The organism is Streptomyces sp. NPDC037410 (assembly GCF_055602235.1).
Map to the genome: position 1 here is coordinate 390,716 of NZ_JBVJWR010000001.1, position 17,310 is coordinate 408,025.

The 17,310-nt window shown below is 71.5% G+C and carries 16 protein-coding genes and 3 tRNA genes; 3 read left to right on the forward strand and 16 right to left on the reverse strand.

Annotated features, from left to right (window positions below):
• Positions 1–67: 67 nt before the first annotated feature.
• The 3 genes from leuS to ACZ7HT_RS01855 all read right to left on the reverse strand — a co-directional run bounded on the left by leuS (position 68) and on the right by ACZ7HT_RS01855 (position 3,431).
• Complete coding sequence (gene leuS, locus ACZ7HT_RS01845; protein WP_471158681.1) at positions 68–2,941, reverse strand: leucine--tRNA ligase; 2,874 nt, start codon at positions 2,939–2,941, stop codon at positions 68–70.
• Between the two features lie 271 nt (positions 2,942–3,212).
• A tRNA-Ala gene (locus ACZ7HT_RS01850) sits at positions 3,213–3,285 on the reverse strand.
• A 73-nt stretch (positions 3,286–3,358) separates the two neighbouring features.
• Positions 3,359–3,431, reverse strand: a tRNA-Ala gene (locus ACZ7HT_RS01855).
• A gap of 122 nt (positions 3,432–3,553) precedes the next feature.
• Here ACZ7HT_RS01855 and ACZ7HT_RS01860 point away from each other — a divergent pair.
• Entirely contained in the window at positions 3,554–4,774 is a 1,221-nt protein-coding gene (locus tag ACZ7HT_RS01860; RefSeq protein ID WP_471158683.1) for a glycosyltransferase 87 family protein, read from the forward strand.
• On the opposite strand, the gene ACZ7HT_RS01865 is transcribed toward ACZ7HT_RS01860, so the two are convergent.
• Positions 4,753–4,986: a hypothetical protein gene (locus tag ACZ7HT_RS01865; RefSeq protein ID WP_015033559.1), complete on the reverse strand. Its 234-nt coding sequence runs from the start codon at positions 4,984–4,986 to the stop codon at positions 4,753–4,755. The genes ACZ7HT_RS01860 and ACZ7HT_RS01865 overlap by 22 nt on opposite strands.
• Positions 4,987–5,123: 137 nt before the next feature.
• Positions 5,124–6,557 (reverse strand): MFS transporter, encoded by a 1,434-nt coding sequence (locus tag ACZ7HT_RS01870; protein WP_471158684.1) that lies wholly within the window; start codon positions 6,555–6,557, stop codon positions 5,124–5,126.
• Between the two features lie 101 nt (positions 6,558–6,658).
• On the opposite strand from ACZ7HT_RS01870, the gene ACZ7HT_RS01875 reads away from it, so the two are divergent.
• A complete protein-coding gene (locus tag ACZ7HT_RS01875; RefSeq protein WP_471158686.1) occupies positions 6,659–7,522 on the forward strand; it encodes a helix-turn-helix transcriptional regulator in 864 nt (287 codons plus the stop codon).
• Positions 7,523–7,583: 61 nt separating this feature from the next.
• Here the strand turns inward: ACZ7HT_RS01875 and ACZ7HT_RS01880 are convergent.
• The 7 genes from ACZ7HT_RS01880 to ACZ7HT_RS01910 all read right to left on the reverse strand — a co-directional run bounded on the left by ACZ7HT_RS01880 (position 7,584) and on the right by ACZ7HT_RS01910 (position 11,814).
• Positions 7,584–7,656: transfer RNA gene (locus ACZ7HT_RS01880), tRNA-Ala, on the reverse strand.
• 104 nt (positions 7,657–7,760) lie between these two features.
• Positions 7,761–8,414, reverse strand: a complete 654-nt coding sequence (locus ACZ7HT_RS01885; RefSeq protein WP_471159034.1) for a histidine phosphatase family protein — start codon at positions 8,412–8,414, stop codon at positions 7,761–7,763.
• The gene (gene rsfS / locus ACZ7HT_RS01890) at positions 8,411–8,875 is read right to left on the reverse strand and encodes a ribosome silencing factor (protein WP_366035795.1); all 465 of its coding nucleotides are present in this window, start codon (positions 8,873–8,875) and stop codon (positions 8,411–8,413) included. Before rsfS ends, ACZ7HT_RS01885 begins: the two co-directional genes overlap by 4 nt.
• An 84-nt stretch (positions 8,876–8,959) precedes the next feature.
• On the reverse strand, positions 8,960–10,675 hold the full coding sequence (locus ACZ7HT_RS01895) for an LCP family protein (RefSeq protein ID WP_471158688.1): 1,716 nt from the start codon (positions 10,673–10,675) through the stop codon (positions 8,960–8,962).
• Between the two features lie 19 nt (positions 10,676–10,694).
• Positions 10,695–11,315, reverse strand: a complete 621-nt coding sequence (nadD, locus tag ACZ7HT_RS01900) for a nicotinate-nucleotide adenylyltransferase (RefSeq protein ID WP_471158690.1) — start codon at positions 11,313–11,315, stop codon at positions 10,695–10,697.
• A gap of 53 nt (positions 11,316–11,368) precedes the next feature.
• Complete coding sequence (locus ACZ7HT_RS01905) at positions 11,369–11,530, reverse strand: hypothetical protein (protein ID WP_376590514.1); 162 nt, start codon at positions 11,528–11,530, stop codon at positions 11,369–11,371.
• Positions 11,531–11,613: 83 nt separating this feature from the next.
• Positions 11,614–11,814: a hypothetical protein gene (locus ACZ7HT_RS01910; RefSeq protein ID WP_471159059.1), complete on the reverse strand. Its 201-nt coding sequence runs from the start codon at positions 11,812–11,814 to the stop codon at positions 11,614–11,616.
• 130 nt (positions 11,815–11,944) lie between these two features.
• On the opposite strand from ACZ7HT_RS01910, the gene ACZ7HT_RS01915 reads away from it, so the two are divergent.
• Positions 11,945–13,060 carry a M48 family metallopeptidase gene (locus ACZ7HT_RS01915; protein WP_471158692.1) on the forward strand — a complete coding sequence of 372 codons (1,116 nt, stop codon included), beginning with the start codon at positions 11,945–11,947 and terminating at the stop codon, positions 13,058–13,060.
• Between the two features lie 112 nt (positions 13,061–13,172).
• Here ACZ7HT_RS01915 and ACZ7HT_RS01920 read toward each other — a convergent pair whose 3' ends face one another.
• The 4 genes from ACZ7HT_RS01920 to ACZ7HT_RS01935 form a co-directional block, all read right to left on the reverse strand.
• Positions 13,173–14,258, reverse strand: a complete 1,086-nt coding sequence (locus ACZ7HT_RS01920) for an SCO2583 family membrane protein (RefSeq protein WP_471158694.1) — start codon at positions 14,256–14,258, stop codon at positions 13,173–13,175.
• A 141-nt stretch (positions 14,259–14,399) separates the two neighbouring features.
• Positions 14,400–14,972, reverse strand: coding sequence for an SCO2584 family spore wall biosynthesis protein (locus ACZ7HT_RS01925; protein WP_471158696.1), 573 nt, complete (start codon positions 14,970–14,972; stop codon positions 14,400–14,402).
• Between the two features lie 86 nt (positions 14,973–15,058).
• Complete coding sequence (locus ACZ7HT_RS01930) at positions 15,059–16,342, reverse strand: glutamate-5-semialdehyde dehydrogenase (RefSeq protein WP_471158698.1); 1,284 nt, start codon at positions 16,340–16,342, stop codon at positions 15,059–15,061.
• Positions 16,343–16,737: 395 nt separating this feature from the next.
• The gene (locus ACZ7HT_RS01935; protein ID WP_471158700.1) at positions 16,738–17,247 is read right to left on the reverse strand and encodes a hypothetical protein; all 510 of its coding nucleotides are present in this window, start codon (positions 17,245–17,247) and stop codon (positions 16,738–16,740) included.
• Positions 17,248–17,310: the final 63 nt, after the last annotated feature.

Here is a 17,310-nt window from a genome sequence, read left to right on the forward strand (position 1 = left end):
GGAACGGGCAGGCCGCGGGTTCCATCGGAACCCCCAACCTGCCCGTAGGGGAAACCCCTATGTGCCGTTAGCCGGCGACGATGTTCACCAGCTTCGGCGCGCGGACGATCACCTTGCGGATCTCCGCGCCGCCCAGCGCCGCGACCACGTGCGGGTCTGCCAGCGCCAGCGTCTCCAGCTCCGCGTCCGTGATCGACGGGGAGACCTCCAGGCGGGCCTTGACCTTGCCCTTGATCTGCACGACGCAGGTCACGGTCTCGTCGACGACGTACGCCGGGTCGGCGACCGGGAAGTCCTGGTGGACGACCGAGGCGGTGTGGCCCAGCTTGCGCCACAGCTCCTCGGCGATGTGCGGGGCCAGCGGGGCGACCAGCAGCACCAGCTGCTCGGCGACCGGCCGGGAGATCGCGCCACCGGACTTGGTCAGGTGGTTGTTCAGCTCGGTGATCTTGGCGATGGCAGTGTTGAAGCGCATCGCGGCCATGTCCTGCGCGACGCCGTCGATCGCCTTGTGCAGGGCACGCAGCGTGTCCTCGTCGGGCGCGGTGTCGACGACGGTGACCTCGCCGGTCGCCTCGTCGACGATGTTGCGCCACAGCCGCTGCAGCAGCCGGTACTGGCCGACCACCGCGCGCGTGTCCCAGGGGCGCGACACGTCCAGGGGGCCCATCGCCATCTCGTACAGGCGCAGGGTGTCGGCGCCGTACTCGGAGCAGATCTCGTCCGGCGTGACCGCGTTCTTCAGGGACTTGCCCATCTTGCCCAGGACGCGGCTGACCTTCTCGCCCTGGTAGTAGAACGCGCCGTCCCGCTCCTCGACCTCGGCGGCCGGCACGGCGATCCCGCGCGCGTCCCGGTAGACGAAGGCCTGGATCATGCCCTGGTTGTACAGCTTGTGGAACGGCTCGGCCGAGGAGACGTGGCCCAGGTCGAACAGCATCTTCGACCAGAAGCGCGCGTACAGCAGGTGCAGCACGGCGTGCTCGGCGCCGCCGACGTACAGGTCGACGCCGCCGGTCGGCATGCCCTCGCGGGGGCCCATCCAGTACTGCTCGACGGCGGGGTCGACCAGCTTCTCGGAGTTGTGCGGGTCCAGGTAGCGCAGCTCGTACCAGCAGGAGCCGGCCCAGTTGGGCATGGTGTTGGTCTCGCGCCGGTAGCGGCGCGGGCCGTTGCCGTCGCCCAGGTCCAGGGTGACGTTGACCCAGTCCTCGTTGCGGGACAGCGGGGTCTCCGGCTGGGTGTCCGCGTCGTCGGGGTCGAAGGTGCGCGGCGAGTAGTCCTCTACCTCCGGCAGCTCCAGGGGCAGCATCGACTCGGGCAGCGAGTGGGCGACGCCGTCCTCGTCGTAGACGATCGGGAAGGGCTCGCCCCAGTACCGCTGGCGGCTGAACAGCCAGTCGCGCAGACGGAAGTTGACGGTGCCTTCGCCGATGCCGCGGTCGGACAGCCAGGAGGTGATCTTCGCCTTGGCGTCGACGACGCCCAGGCCGTCCAGCGAGATCTCGTCGTTGGCCGAGTTGACCAGCTTCGCCTCGTACGAGGAGAAGGCGTCGTCCCAGGTCGACGGGTCGGTGCCGCGATCGTCACTGGGCTCGACGACGCAGCGCATCGCCAGCTCGAAGGCGCGCGCGAAGGCGAAGTCGCGGCTGTCGTGCGCGGGGACGGCCATGATCGCGCCGGTGCCGTAGCCCATCAGGACGTAGTCGGCGATGAAGACGGGGACCTGCTGTCCGCTGACCGGGTTGGTCGCGTACGCGCCGGTGAAGACGCCGGTCTTGTCCTTGGCCTCGGCCTGGCGCTCGACGTCGGACTTCGAGGCGGCCTGCTTGCGGTAGGCGTCGACGGCCTCGGAGGGGGTGGCGTGACCGCCGGTCCACACCTCGTGGGTGCCCTCGGGCCAGATGGCCGGGACGATCTTCTCGACCAGGTCGTGCTCGGGCGCCAGGACCATGTAGGTGGCGCCGAACAGGGTGTCCTGGCGGGTGGTGAAGACCGTGATGGCTCCGGTGTCGCCGACCTGGAAGTCGACGCGGGCGCCCTCGGAGCGGCCGATCCAGTTCCGCTGCTGCAGCTTGATGGCCTCGGGCCAGTCCAGCGCGTCCAGGTCGTCGAGCAGGCGGTCCGCGTAGGCGGTGATCCGCATGTTCCACTGGCGCAGCTTGGCCTTGAAGACCGGGAAGTTGCCGCGCTCGGAGCGGCCGTCGGCGGTGACCTCCTCGTTGGCCAGGACGGTGCCCAGGCCGGGGCACCAGTTGACCGGCGCGTCGGAGGCGTACGCCAGGCGGTACTCGCCCAGGACCTCGGAGCGCTCGACGGCGGTCAGCTCGCTCCACGCGCGCGTGCCGGGGACCTCACGGGTGCCGTTCTCGAACTGCTCGATCAGCTCGGCGATCGGACGGGCCTTCTTGGCCTCGTCGTCGTACCAGGAGTTGAAGATCTGCAGGAAGATCCACTGGGTCCACTTGTAGTACTCCGGGTCGATCGTGGCGAACGACCGGCGCTTGTCGTGGCCCAGGCCCAGCCGGCGCAGCTGGACCTTCATGTTCTCCATGTTGGCCTCGGTGGACACACGCGGGTGCGTGCCCGTCTGCACGGCGTACTGCTCGGCCGGCAGGCCGAAGGCGTCGAAGCCCAGGGTGTGCAGCACGTTGTGGCCGGTCATGCGCGCGTGGCGGGCGAAGACGTCCGTGGCGATGTAGCCCAGCGGGTGGCCGACGTGCAGGCCCGCACCCGAGGGGTACGGGAACATGTCCATGATGAACTTCTTGGGCAGGGCGGCGACCGCGGGGTCGCCCGCCAGGTCACCGGTGGGGTTCGGCGCCTCGTAGGTGCCCTCGGCGTCCCAGAAGTCCTGCCAGCGTGCCTCGATGTCGGCGGCCATGGCTGCCGTGTAGCGATGAGGGGCCGCCGTCTCGGCGGCCGTCGTGATCTCGGTCATGGTCCTTGATGCTCCATCGATCGTCTCTGCCCCACTGCCACGAATGCCCGAAATGAAAAATCCCCTCGCACAGGAGGGGATGCCGCGCCGACTCCGACGGGATGCTCTGTCACCCGTCGGGACTGGTCAGCGCGGCTCGGTAAGCAGGAGGCGTACGGCACGCATGGCGCCAGGGTACCGCAGGGCCCGCGCGGGCCGCACCGGCGTTCCGCGGAGCGGAAGAACGCGAAGAAGCGGGTCACCCTGATCAGGGTGACCCGCTTCTTTTTTGTGGAGCTAAGGAGAATTGAACTCCTGACCTCCTGCATGCCATGCAGGCGCTCTACCAACTGAGCTATAGCCCCGCGTACGGGAATGTTTCATTTCACCGCAGAACCGGCGCGAGCCATCCGGTCCGGATGGCTCGGTTCCGATCTGTGGAGCTAAGGAGAATTGAACTCCTGACCTCCTGCATGCCATGCAGGCGCTCTACCAACTGAGCTATAGCCCCTTGATGCGTCATCCCGGCTTCGATCTCGACCGCGGCGACGAACAGAACATTAACGGCCCGCGCGGCAGATCTCCAAATCGGTTTCTCCGTCCCGTCCGGGCCCCCGGGTAGGGTCGCCGGTTGTGTCCGTCTCCGTGCTCTCCCGAACCCGCGCCCGCCCGTGGCCCCTGGCCACCGCCGCGGCGGTCTGCCTGCTCTCCTTCACGGCCTTCTGGGTGGCGCAGCGCGTCGCCCACGTGAACATGCTCGACGTCATGGTCTACCGGGCGGAGGGCGAGACGGTCCGGGCCGGCGGCGACCTGTACGCGATGCGCGCGACCTCCGCGAACCTCGGCATGACCTACCCGCCGTTCGCGGCGCTGCTGTTCGTCCCGCTGACCCTGGTGGGAGTTCCGCTGATGCGGACGCTGACGACGGCGGGGAACCTGCTCCTGGTGGTCGCGCTGGTGCAGCTGTCGCTCCAGCTGATCCGCCCCTCGCTGTCGCGCACGGACCTGTGGCGCACGACGCTGTGGGTCGCCTCCGTCGTGGTCTGGTGCGAGCCGGTGTGGACGACCCTGCGGTACGGCCAGATCAACCTGCTCATAGCCGTGGCGGTGCTCTGGGACCTCACGCGCCGCGAGGGCAGCCGCTGGGCCGGCCTGGGCATCGGCCTGGCGACCGCGGTGAAGCTCACACCGGGGCTCTTCGTGGTCCTGCTGCTCGCCGCGGGTCTGCTGCTGTGGCGCCGGGACCGGGGCATGAACCAGTGGCTGCGCACGGCGCTGACGGCGACCGGGGTGTTCCTCGGGACGACGCTGGCCGTGGCCGTCGCCCTGCCCGCGGACTCGAAGCGGTTCTGGACGGAGACCCTGTTCGAGACCGGCCGGGTCGGCTTCGCCGAGGAGACCGCCAACCAGTCGATCCGCGGGGTCCTGGCCCGGCTGATGCACACGGACGACCCGGGCATGTGGTGGGCGGTGACCGCGGCCGTCCTGGGCGGCGCGGCGATGGTGCTCGCGGTACGGGCGGCCGTGCGCGGCGACAAGGCGGTGGCCGTGGTCGTCTGCGCGTTCACGGCGCTGATGATCAGCCCGATCTCGTGGTCCCACCACTGGGTCTGGTGCGTGCCCCTGCTGATCCTGCTCGCGGACCGCGCCACGCGCGCGTGGCCGGTGACGGGGGCGGTGGCGCTGGCCTTCGCCTCGTTCGCGCTGTGGTGGGTCCCGCACGACCCGGGCCGTCCCGAACTGGACCAGAACGCGGGGCAGATGCTGCTGTCGGCGATCTATCCGCTGACGGCGACGGCGCTGCTCGTGGGATACGCGTGGACGCTGCGGCGTCAGGCCGTGGCGAACGAGTAGAACCGCTTGAGGGTGCAGTGCTCGTCGAGGAGCCGGCCGTAGATCGGCTCCCCCTCGAGCTCACGGTACGTCTCGATGGGGTCGCCTTTTATGATCAGCGCCCGCGCGCACTCCTCGCACCAGTACTGGAACCCGGGATTGACGGGGTCCATGTCGCGCACGATGGGCGTACCGCTGCCGCACCAGTCGCACTTCCGCCTGTGTGCACCCATCAATCAGCTCCAGCTGTGGCCGCAGGCCGTGCACCCATAGGACACCCTGCCGTTGTCGCCGAGCACTTGGGTCACCCTCCCGTCCGGATCCTCGTCCCCCTCCGGCCGTCCGATTCTGCCATGGCCTCGCAAGCGGGTCAGCGTGATCGTCGCGGCAGTCCCGCCACGGCGCCCGTCACGGACGCGGCGGCCAGGGCGAGGGCGGTCGCCCACAGCGCGTCCGCGGACTGCTGAGCTCCGGAACTCGCGTATCGGCTGAGGAAGAGGGTGCCGAACGTGGCGACGCCGACGAGCTGCCCGAGCTGCGTGACGGTGGCGAGCAGTCCGCTGGCGTCGGCCGCGTCCTCGGGACGTACGGTGGCCAGCGCCCCGGTCAGGGCCGGGCTGAAGGCCAGCGAGATCCCCGCGCCGACCGCGCCCAGGGCCGGGTAGAGCCCCCAGCCGCCGGTGCCGCCGTCCCGGAGCAGCCCGCCGACGGCGAGGAGTGCCGCGGCCGCGAGCAGGAATCCGGCGGGGACCAGCGCGCGGTGCAGTCGGGCGGGCCAGCGCCGCCAGGTCAGTCCGACGGCCCCGAAGACGGCGGCGGCGGGGCCGAAGGTGAGTCCGGCGCGCAGGGCGCTGTGGCCGAGCCCGCCCTGCAGGTGCAGGGTGAAGGTGAACAGGAAACCGGCGTTGACGCCCATCGCCACGGTGATCCAGAGGACGGCCCGCCCCATTCCCGGGATGCGCAGCACGCGCGGGGCGATCAGCGGGGCGCCGCCGCGCCGGGCGAGCCGGGACTCGTGGACACCGAAGACGGCGGCGAGCACCAGGGAGCCGGCGAGGGAAAGCCAGGTCCACAGCGGCCAGTCCTGCTCCTGGCCGAGGACCAGGGGCACGGTCAGCAGGGACACGGCGGCGGCGAGCAGGAGCAGACCGGGCAGGTCGAGGGCACGCGCACGCGTGGACCCGGCGTGGGTGTCCCGGGGCAGCACGCGGGCGCCGAGGGCGAGCAGCGCGATCCCGATGGGGACGTTGACGAGGAAGACGGGCCGCCAGCCGGTGCCGAAGAGGTCTGCGCTCACCAGGACGCCACCGACGACCTGTCCGGCGGCCGCTCCGGTGGCCAGGACCGCGGAGTAGGCGCTGAGGGCCCGGACCCGGTGCTCGCCCGTGAAGTTGCGCTGGATGAGGCTGAGCACCTGAGGGATCATCAGGGCGGATCCCGCGCCCTGCACCAGTCGGAAGGCGATCAACTGGCCGGCGTCCGCGGCGAGTCCGCAGGCGAGCGAGGCGGCGGTGAACACGGCCAGGCCGCCGAGGTAGGCCCGGCGGTGGCCGATCCGGTCGCCGAGTCGGGCCCCGGTGATCAGCAGCACCGCGTAGGTGATCGTGTATCCGGCGATGACGAGTTGGAGCGCGCCTCCGGACGCCGAGAGTTCCGACCGGATCGTGGGGGCGGCCACGTTGACGATGAAGACGTCGAGGAGTGCCATGAACTGGGCGGCGAGCACCACTCCGAGAAGGGGTCCGGGGCGGGTGTCGGTGGCAGGGTCTTTACTGGGTGCGGGACGTGTCGTGGTCGAGGTCATGCGTCGAGCGTGACCTCGATCGGATACGGGTAACGAGAGCCCGCCGATGCTGGTACTGACACCACCTGGCAACGGCGGCACGGGGACTCGACCATGGGGGTGTGACGATTGTGGCAGCGCTACCGACGCAGCGACGGCGACGACCGGAACTGGCCGCGTTCCTGCGCAGCCGCCGGGCCAGGGTGTCCCCGGAGGACGTGGGGATGCCGCCGGGCCTCCGCCGGCGCACGCCGGGGCTGCGCCGCGAGGAGGTCGCCCAGCTCTCCGGCGTCGGCGTCACCTGGTACACGTGGCTGGAACAGGGCCGGCCGATCAACGCCTCCGCGCAGGTCCTCGACGCGGTGGCCCGCACCCTCCGGCTCGACCGGCCGGAGCGCGAGCACCTCTACCACCTCGCCGAAGTGCCGTACGCCCCCGACCGGTCGGCCCCGGACATACCGGAGGTCAGCCCGGAGCTCCAGGGGATCCTCGACGCCCTGGACCCGCTCCCGGCGGTGCTCTACAACGCGCGGTACGACGTGCTGGCGACCAACGTCCTGTACGAGCGGCTCCTGATGCAGGGCGGACAGGGGCTGGACACCGGCCCGTTCGGCATACGCAATGTGCTCTGGGCGCTGTTCAGCGTCCCGGCGTCCCAGTGCCCGATGGTCGACCGGAAGCGGGAGCTGCCGCTGATGGTGGCCCAGCTCCGGGGTGCGTACGGCCGGCATGTGGGCGAGCCCGACTGGGAGGAGTTCGTACGGCGTCTCGCGGAGGTCAGCCGGGAGTTCGCCCGGCTCTGGAGCAGCGGTGACGTGGTCCCGCCGGGGACGCGGGTGAAGACGTTCCGGCACGGGCTGATCGGCGAGGTCCGGCTGACCTCGGTGTCCCTCTCGGTCAACGGGATGCCGGAGTGCCGGATCGTGACGTACACGCCGAGCGACGAGGAGAGTCGGCAGGGGATGGCGCTCCTGCGGGCCATGTGACCGGACAGCTGACGGAACGACGAATCCCGCCCCCCTGGTGGGGGACGGGATCCGGTGACTGTGGAGCTAAGGAGAATTGAACTCCTGACCTCCTGCATGCCATGCAGGCGCTCTACCAACTGAGCTATAGCCCCTTGTGTTCTTCGTGCTCTTCGCGCTGCGCGCTCCGAACAAGAAGAACTCTAGCCTGTGACCTGCCGGAAAGTGAAATCCGGATCCGGCAGGCCGGTCGCGGGGCTCAGTCGTCGTCGCCGAGGACCGGCTCGGGCAGCGTGCCGGCGTTGTGCTCGAGCAGGCGCCAGCCTCGCGCGCCCTGGCCGAGCACCGACCAGCAGCAGTTGGAGAGCCCGCCCAGGCTCTCCCAGTGCTGCGCCTCCAGGCCCAGGAGCCGGCCGATGGTGGTGCGGATGGTGCCGCCGTGGCTGACCACGACGAGCGTGCCGTCCTCGGGGAGCTTGTCGGCGTGCCCAAGGACCACCGGGGCGGCCCGGTCGGCCACCTCGGTCTCGAGCTCGCCGCCGCCCCGGCGCACGGGCTCGCCGCGCTTCCAGGCGGCGTACTGCTCGCCGTACCGCGCGACGATCTCGTCGTGGGTCAGCCCCTGCCACTCCCCCGCGTACGTCTCGCGCAGGGCGGAGTCGTGGGCCACGGCGTGGCCGGTGATCGCCGAGAGCTCGGCGGCGGTGGCCGCCGCCCGCCTCAGGTCGGAGGCCACGATGGCGTCCGGCTTGAGCGCGGCGAGCAGGCGTGCGGCCCGGCGCGCCTGGGCGACGCCGGTCTCCGTCAGCTCGATGTCGGTCGAGCCCTGGAAGCGGCGCTCCAGGTTCCAGGCGGTCTGGCCGTGACGCCAGAGGACGATGCGGCGGCCGCTGCCGGCCTTGGCGGCGCTCAGCTCAGCTCACCGTCCGGTCCCTCGGGAAGGCCCGAGCCGGCCTCGATGTCGGCGCCGGTCAGGGCGGCGTGCTCGGCTGCCTTGCCGCGGGTCTTCAGGGCGTCCTCGGGCAGGTCGAGCTCGGGGCAGTCCTTCCACAGCCGCTCCAGGGCGTAGAAGACCCGCTCCTCGCTGTGCTGGACGTGGACGACGATGTCGACGTAGTCCAGGAGGATCCAGCGCGCGTCGCGGTCGCCCTCACGGCGGACCGGCTTGGCGCCGAGCTCCTTGAGCAGCCGCTCCTCGATCTCGTCGACGATCGACTTGACCTGGCGGTCGTTGGGCGCGGAGGCGAGCAGGAAGGCGTCGGTGATCGACAGCACGTCGCTGACGTCGTACGCGATGATGTCGTGCGCGAGCCGGTCGGCGGCCGCCTGGGCGGCGGTCTTGACGAGCTCGATGGAACGGTCCGTGGCGGTCACAGGCAGGCTTTCGTCGGCGGTCCAGTACCCCTCCAGGGTCTCACGGACCGCCGACGGCCCTGTCTGCGTTTTCCGGGGCGCCCCTTACCGGGCCCCCGGGACCTTGTAGTCCTGGCCCAGGACCACGGTGACCGCGATCGTTCCCGAGGGCTTGCCCTTGGCGACCGAGGAGGCGGGCAGCCCCAGGGTCTTGGACACCTCGACCGCCGTCTCCTTCTGGGCGTCGTCGCCGTAGAGGACCTGCGATTCCTGCCGGTTCTCGGCGTCGGCGCCGCCCACGAAGGTGAAGCCGCCGTTGATCAGGGCGATCCGGGCCGCCTCCGCGGCCTTCTTGCCGGAACCGTCCCGCACCGAGACCCGGGGCACGTCGTCCGCCTCGGGTGCGGTGACCTTGCCGCCCAGGATGTCCTTCACCACGCTGTCGCTCACGCCCTCGGTCAGCGCGCCGTCCTGCCCCACCGGGAGCAGGGCCGTCTTGTAGTCGCCGATCTTGGCGTGCTCGGCGAGCTTGGCCAGGGAGGCGGCGAGGTCCTTCTCCGGGAGCGAGGGGTCGAGGATCTGCTGGAGGGTCTCGATGGTGACCGTGGCCGCCTCGGGGTCGCTGGAGAACTTGCGCAGCACCCCGTACATGACCGCGCCGAAGCGCTGGAGCTGCTTGGCCTCGGCCTCGCCGGGCGCCCTGTAGGTGGCGTAGGCGACGGCGGCGCGGCCGTTCAGCGTCTGCTTCTCGCCCTTCCGGACGAGCGGATCGGCGCCCTTCTTGGTGTCGGGGACGTCCGTGTCGGTGTCGATCTCGATGCCGCTGACGGACTCGACGAGGTTCTCCAGGTACGGGGTGTCGAGCCGCCAGGTGCCGGCGATCTTCGCCCCGAGCAGGTTGCCGATCGCCTCCCTGGTGCCGCTGGAGCCGTCCGCCTCGACGGACTTCCCGAGGGTGGTCGCGGCGCCCTCCTCGTCGGCGACGACGACGGAGTTCGGCACGAGGACCGTGGTGCCCTGGCGGGTGGTGGTGTTGTCCACGAGCAGGGCGGTGGAGGTGGTGCCGCGCTTGAGGTCGTGGAGGTGGACGACGATCGTGTCGCGCTGCTGCGGGCCGGTCGCGGTGTTCCCCGCCTTCTGCTCCGGGTCGGACGAGCCGGGGAGCAGGCCCGCGGACCAGAGGTAGCCGACGCCGCCGGCGACGGCGAGCACGAGGACGACGACGAGCGCGATGACCCGGTTGCGGCCGCGCCGCCTGGCCTCCTCGCGCCGCTCGGAGCGGCTCTCGGTGAACTTGAGCCAGTCGATGACGTCCTCGGAGTCCTCGTCGGGCTCCTCGATGAACGAGAACTGCTCCGTGCGGTACGCGCGGTCGTCCTCGTCCCGCCGCGGCGGGGCGGACCGCTCGGACGCGGGGCGCTGGCCGGGGACCCCGGCGGGCGCCGCGACCGGGGCGGGCTGCGCCGCGGGGGCCGCCGGCGCGGCCTGGACGGGGGCCTGCGCAGGCGCGGCGGGGGCGGGCTCGGGCTGGACTGCCCACTGCTGGCCGGTGTCGTAGGACGGGTAGGCGTAGCCCTGCTGCCCGTAGGGGTCGTACTGCGGGGCCTGGACCGGCTCCTGGGCGGGGGCCTGCTGGGCGTACGGGTCGTAGCCGTACGCCTGCTGCGGCTGCTGCTGCTGCCCGCCGTACGGGTCGTAGTGCTGTGCGGGCGCCTGCTGCTGTGCCTGCGGCTGCTGGTACACCGGCTGCCCGTACTGGTCGTAGCCGATGATCTGCGGCTGCGGATAGTACGGGTCGTACGGGTGCTGCTGATCGGTCACCGGTGCCCCTCCCCGAACGTCACTTGCCGCGGTACAGCTGGCGCTTGTCGATGTAGCGCACCACGCCGTCCGGGACCAGGTACCAGACGGGATCGCCCTGCGCGACCCTCGCCCTGCAGTCGGTGGAGGAGATGGCGAGCGCGGGGATCTCGACGAGCGACACCCCGCCCTTGGGCAGTCCGTCGTCGGTGAGGTCGTGGCCCGGCCGGGTGACGCCGATGAAGTGGGCGAGCGAGAAGAGCTCCTCGGCGTCGCGCCAGGTGAGGATCTGTGACAGCGCGTCGGCCCCGGTGATGAAGAACAGGTCCGAGTCGCTGTTGAGAGACGCGAGGTCCCGCAGGGTGTCGATGGTGTACGTCGCGCCGCCGCGGTCGATGTCGATCCGGCTCACGGAGAACTGCGGGTTGGACGCCGTGGCGATGACCGTCATCAGATAACGGTCCTCGGCCGCCGAGACGACCTTGTGGGTCTTCTGCCACGGCTCCCCGGTCGGCACGAACACCACCTCGTCGAGGTGGAACAGGGCGGCGACCTCGCTGGCCGCCACCAGGTGTCCGTGGTGGATCGGGTCGAAGGTTCCGCCCATCACGCCGAGTCGGCGCTTCGCGCGCCCGCCAGTAGGCATTTCCTGCTCTCCCATGCGTGCAGAGCCTACTGGCACGGCGGCGGACGCCGGATCAGCGGTCTGGAGGTTCAGCGGTCGCGGTTGAAGCGGGTGGTGATCCACAGCAGCAGAAGCAGGGTGCCGAAGGCACCGAAGCCGGTGAGGTAGGGGCTGAGGCTGTCGTGGTTGCCGCCGTGCTCGGCACCCTCGGCGAGGGTGACCAGGTGGGCGGCGGTGCTGTGGAGACTCATCGTCGGCAGACCTATCGATCGGGGATGGGAGCGGAGACTTCGCGCACATCGTATGCGGGCGGTCGCCGAGCGCTCACGCCGACTCAGGCGTTGGCGTCGCGGTCCGCGCCGCCACCAGCACCGGTGTCGTCGGTGCCGTCGTTGCGATACCCCCGCAGCAGGAACCAGGCGAGCAGGGCTCCGCCCACGATCGAGACGAGCAGCAGGATGCGGAGCGTGTCTCCCGGCCCCTGCTGTGCGGCGGCCGCGAGCAGCGCGGCTGCGGTGTCGGCGGTGTCCGGCATGTCGGTCGTGCCCTTCGGTCGTCCTCGGTGCCCAAGTTATCCACAGGGCCCCCGGCACACGGTAGCGCCAGCGCCTACGCTGGGTTCAGTCAGGGGGACGAGCACCGACTCGTACGAACAGGGGGCATCCATGACCGGGAACGACCAGGGGAACGTGCCGAGCAGGCAGCGCAAGCGGTTCCCCGGCATCTCCTCGCGGGCCTACGAGCATCCGGCCGACCGCTCCGCCCTTGTGGCGCTGCGGAAGCTCAGCGGCTTCGACACGGCCTTCAAGGCACTCAGCGGACTGCTGCCGGAGCGCAGCCTGCGACTCCTCTACCTCTCGGACTCCGTCCGGGTGAGCGACGCGCAGTTCATCCACCTCAACGACATGCTCAGGGACGCCTGTTACATCCTGGACCTGGAGAAGGTCCCGCCGATGTACGTCGTCCAGGACCCCAAGCCCAACGCGATGTGCATCGGCCTCGACGAGCCGATCATCGTGGTCACCACCGGTCTGGTGGAGCTCCTCGACGAGGAGGAGATGCGGGCGGTCGTCGGCCACGAGGTCGGGCACGCGCTCTCCGGGCACTCCGTGTACCGCACGGTGCTGCTGTTCCTCACCAACCTCGCGCTCAAGATCGCCTGGATCCCGCTGGGGACGGTCGCGATCACGGCCATCGTCACGGCGCTGCGCGAGTGGTTCCGCAAGTCGGAGCTCTCCGCCGACCGGGCCGGCCTCCTCGTCGGCCAGGACGTGCGGGCCTCCATGCGCGGCCTGATGAAGATCGCCGGCGGCAACCACCTGCACGAGATGAACGTGGACGCGTTCCTCGCCCAGGCCGACGAGTACGAGAAGGCCGGGGACCTGCGGGACTCGGTCCTGAAGATCCTCAACGTGCTGCCGCGCTCGCACCCCTTCACGACCGTCCGGGCGGCGGAGCTGAAGAAGTGGTCGGAGAGCCGCGACTTCCAGCGGATCATGGACGGGCACTACCCGAAGCGCTCCGAGGACAAGGACACCTCGGTCACGGACTCCTTCCGCGAGTCGGCCGGGCACTACGCCGACACGGTGCGGACCAGCAAGGATCCCCTGCTGAAGCTGGTCGGGGACATAGCCGGCGGCGCCGGTGACCTGGCGGGCGACCTGGGCGGTCGGCTGCGCAACCGGTTCGGCGGCCAGGCCTCCGGCGGCGAGGGAGCCGCGGGCGAGAGCGGGGACCGGGAGACGGGCGGCGAGTCCGGGGAGACCAAGAGCGAGGGCTGAGCCGGGGACGGCCGGAAGGCCGGCTGAGCCACGAAGGCCGAGCCGGGGCTGATCCAGGGGCGGTCCAGAGGTCCAGGGCGAGGGCTGATCCGCGGGCAGGTCCCGGCGACGCTCAGAGTGTGGGCAAGGCGCTCGGGGACAATGCTCCGCACAGGGCGGGGGCGGCGGGGCGGGCGGTGGCGTACGGGTCGGTGACCGCCGGGCCGTCGCTCACGTCGGAGGCCCGCGCTCCCGCCAGGAGCGGCTTCAAGGAGCCGGTCGTGTCGGCGCCGCACGCCTGCGGTCCGGCCTCCACGGTGCTGGTCAGCAGCTCGGCCCGGTGCATGCGGAGGTCTTCGCGGTCGAAGCGGAAGTGCACCACGCGGTGGACCGTGAAGAGGGAGGCCGCGGCGACGGGGCCGGCGCCCTGGGCGACCGGGCGGAGGGCGTAGGTGTACGTGTGGTCCGCAGTGACGTCCAATGTGTCGGGGCCGGTCTCCTCGAAGCGGAGCGTGCCCTGCACACGGGCGGCGGGCTCCGCGAGGGCCACCTGATGGGGGTCGAAGCGGATGAGCCAGCCCGCGAGGGCGTGCCGGCCGTCGTCGGCCGGGGACTCGACGCTCCGGTCGAACTGTTCCAGCTGGTCCGGGTCGAGCAGCAGGCGCGCGGGCCGGACGGTCGCCCCGGACAGGACGTCCGGCTCCAGGCCGGAGGCGACCAGGTACTCCTTGGCGATGCTCAGGCCGCTGACGACCTGGCTCTCGGCGAAGTGGGAGGTGCGCGCGGCGACGGGCAGGTTGATGCCGGCGGCCCCGGTGCGGTACTCGGCGGCCGGGCTGTGGGCGAAGAGGCGGTCGGGCGTGCCGCCCGGGACGGCGCCCTGGGGGGCGAGCGGGACGACCGTGGTCTTGAGGGGCTCGGCCCGCTGGTCGACCGGGGGCTGGTACGGGTTGCGGACGCCCAGGTAGATGGCGGTGCCGAAGGCGAGGAGGATCAGCAGCACCAGCAGGACCGCCTGGCGGGAGCCGCTCCGCGTCTCCCAGGAGGAGCGGCTGCGGACGGCCTGGGCGTGCTCGCCCATCCGCTCCCGGGCCGAGAACTCCTGAAGGTGGGCAGCGCGGATGAACGCCTCGTCGAAGACGACGGATCGGTACTCGTCCTCACCACCGCCGGGGAACCCCTCGGGCGTCCCCTCAGGCGGGTCGCCACGCCCTGCCATACCTTCAGGGTAGGTCCGCGCGGGCTTCGGTAAACGCCCGGAGACAAGTTCGGAAGAATTCCGCCGTACGGGTGTGACAGAGGGGCGCGGGGCGCCTAACGAGGTGACGCCGCCCGGGCCACGGGGGAGGGTGCGGGGCGCCTAACGAGGTGACGCCGACCGGGCCACGGGGGCGGGTGCGGGGGCCTGGGCGGCCGGTGGGGCGGGGTTCGGGTTCGGGGTGTCGACGCCCGTGGTGGCCGGTGGCGGGACCTGGTCCTCGTGGTTGGCGGCCGCGCCCCGGTAGACGGCGCTGAACGCCAGGGCGACCATGCCGACGCCCATGACGAGGGCGAGGACCCAGGCGACGGGCCGGAGCCAGCGGGCGCGGCCCCGGTAGGGGCGCAGGGCCCCGCCGTGGCGGCCGTAGGGGCTGGCGTCGTCGCCGATGTCGTCGGGCTCGTAGGTCAGGCCCAGGGCGTCCGGGCCGTCCTCGTAGGGGTCGTCGTCGACGGATCCGCCGCCCGCGCGGGCGCGGGCCGCCTCGGCCTCGGCACGGGCCTGGGCGGCTTCGAGGAGCCGCTCGACCGCGGTGGGCTCGTGGAAGGCGGCGGCCCTGACGAAGTCCTCGTCGAAGACCACGTCGGCCCAGACCGCGTCGTTGCCGCCGCGGTCGACTGCGTCCTCGGGGTCCCCGCCGTCCTGGAACGGCTTGCCCCCCACGTCGTCCGGCACGGATTCAGAGTAGACCCGCGAGGTGGTTTTGGGCAGGGAGAGTGCGAAGTCTCCCTGCCCGTCCCCGCCCGTACCGAAAGGAGGTGTTACCGCACGTGACCGTCACCGGTGACGATGTACTTGGTCGAGGTCAGCTCGGGAAGGCCCATGGGGCCCCGGGCGTGCAGCTTCTGGGTGGAGATGCCGATCTCGGCGCCGAAGCCGAACTGGCCGCCGTCCGTGAACCGGGTGGAGGCGTTCACGGCGACCGTGGTGGAGTCGACCAGCTGGGTGAAACGGCGGGCCGCGGCCTGCGAGGTGGTGACGATCGCCTCGGTGTGGCCGGAGGACCACATCCGGATGTGCTCGACGGCCTTGTCGAGGGAGTCGACGACGGCGGCGGCGATGTCGTACGAGAGGTACTCGGTCTCCCAGTCCTCGGGTACGGCCGGGACGACGGTGGCCTTGGAGCCCTCGGCGAGGGCGAGGACCCGCTCGTCGGCGTGGACGGTGACGCCGGCCTCGGCGAGGGCGGCGAGGGCCTTGGGCACGAAGGCCTCGGCGACGTCCTGGTGGACGAGGAGGGTCTCGGCGGCGTTGCAGACGCTGACCCGCGAGGCCTTGGAGTTGATCAGGATGTCGACGGCCATGTCGAGGTCGGTCTGGGCGTCGACGTAGACGTGGCAGTTTCCGGTGCCGGTCTCGATGACCGGGACGGTGGACTCCTCGACGACGGTGCGGATGAGGGAGGCGCCACCGCGCGGGATGAGGACGTCGACGAGACCGCGGGCGCGCATCAGCTCGCGGACCGAGTCGCGGGACTCGCCGGGGACGAGCTGGATCGCGTCGGCGGGCAGTCCGGCGCCGCCGATGGCGTCGCGCAGGACGGTCACCAGGGCGGTGTTGGAGGCGTACGCGGAGGAGGAGCCGCGGAGCAGGACGGCGTTGCCGGACTTGAGGCAGAGGGCGGCGGCGTCGACGGTGACGTTGGGGCGGGCCTCGTAGATGATGCCGACGACGCCGAGCGGGACGCGGATCTGGCGCAGGTCGATGCCGTTGGGGAGGGTGGAGCCGCGGACGACCTCGCCGACGGGGTCGGGCAGCGCGGCGACGTCGCGGACGTCGGCCGCGATGGCGCGGACGCGCTCCGGGGTGAGGGTCAGCCGGTCGATGATGGCCTCGCTGGTCCCGGCTTCGCGGGCCTTCGCGATGTCCACGGCGTTGGCTTCGACGATCTCCGCGGTGCGGACTTCGAGGGCGTCCGCGATCGCGAGGAGCGCGTCGTCCTTGGCCGCGCGCGGGAGTGGCGCGATTTCGGCGGCGGCGCCACGGGCCCGGTAGGCGGCCCGGGTGACCGGGGAGAGGTTGTCGAGGGGCGTGAGCGAGGTCATGTCCGCAGGGTACTGGCACCCCTGCGGACATCCCTCACGTATCCCGCACTCCGAGACGTACCACCGCCTCCGAAGCACGCCCCGGCCAGGAGACGCGCACCCGTCGGCCGGAGACGCGGACCTCTCGGCCGCAGACGCGCACCCGTCGGCCGGAGACGCGGGCCTGTCGGCCGCAGACACGCACCCGTCGGCCGGAGACGCACCCGCCGGCCAGCGACGCGCGCTCATCGGCCGGGCCCGCACGCCCATCGGCCAGGGACGCGCACCCGCCGGCCGGAGACACACGCCTGCCGACCGGAGGCGCGCACCCGCCGACCGGAGGCGCGCACCCGCCAGCCAGGGACTCGCACCCGCCGGCCAGGGACGCGCGCCCATCGGCCGGGGACGCGCGCCCGTCAGTAGGGGTGGACGCCGACCGGGGCGGCCGGGGGTGGGCCGTAGCCCTCCGCGATGCGCTGGTGGTAGGTCTCGCGGTCGATGACCTCGAGCCCCACGATCTCCCAGGGCGGCAGCTTGGCGGTCTGGCGGTGCTCGCCCCACAGGCGCAGGGCGACGGCCGCCGCGTCGTGCAGGTCGCGGGCCTCCTCCCAGTACCGGATCTCGGCGTGGTCGTTGGCGTAGCGGCTGGTCAGCAGGAAGGGGTGGTCATGGGCCAGCTGTTCGAGCCCGCGTCGTACCTCCTTCAGCGGTGACTCCACGCCCGACACACTCAGAGTGATGTGCCAGAGCTTGGACACCGGCCGTTCCTCACGTGTCTCGGTGCTGGTCTCGGTCTTCCTGTCCGTGGGCAGGTCCGAGCTGTCCGACCTGTCCCGTGCCTCGTCGAAGTCGGCTCCGGCCTCGACACTGGTCAGGGCGCGTTCGGCAGTCCCGCGGGGCGGTGCCCCTGGGCGCGCTCGTCTCACCGGCGGCCTCCTGTGTGATGCGTGTGGTGCTGTACCCCGCCTTGTCTTACCCCCGAGACAAAG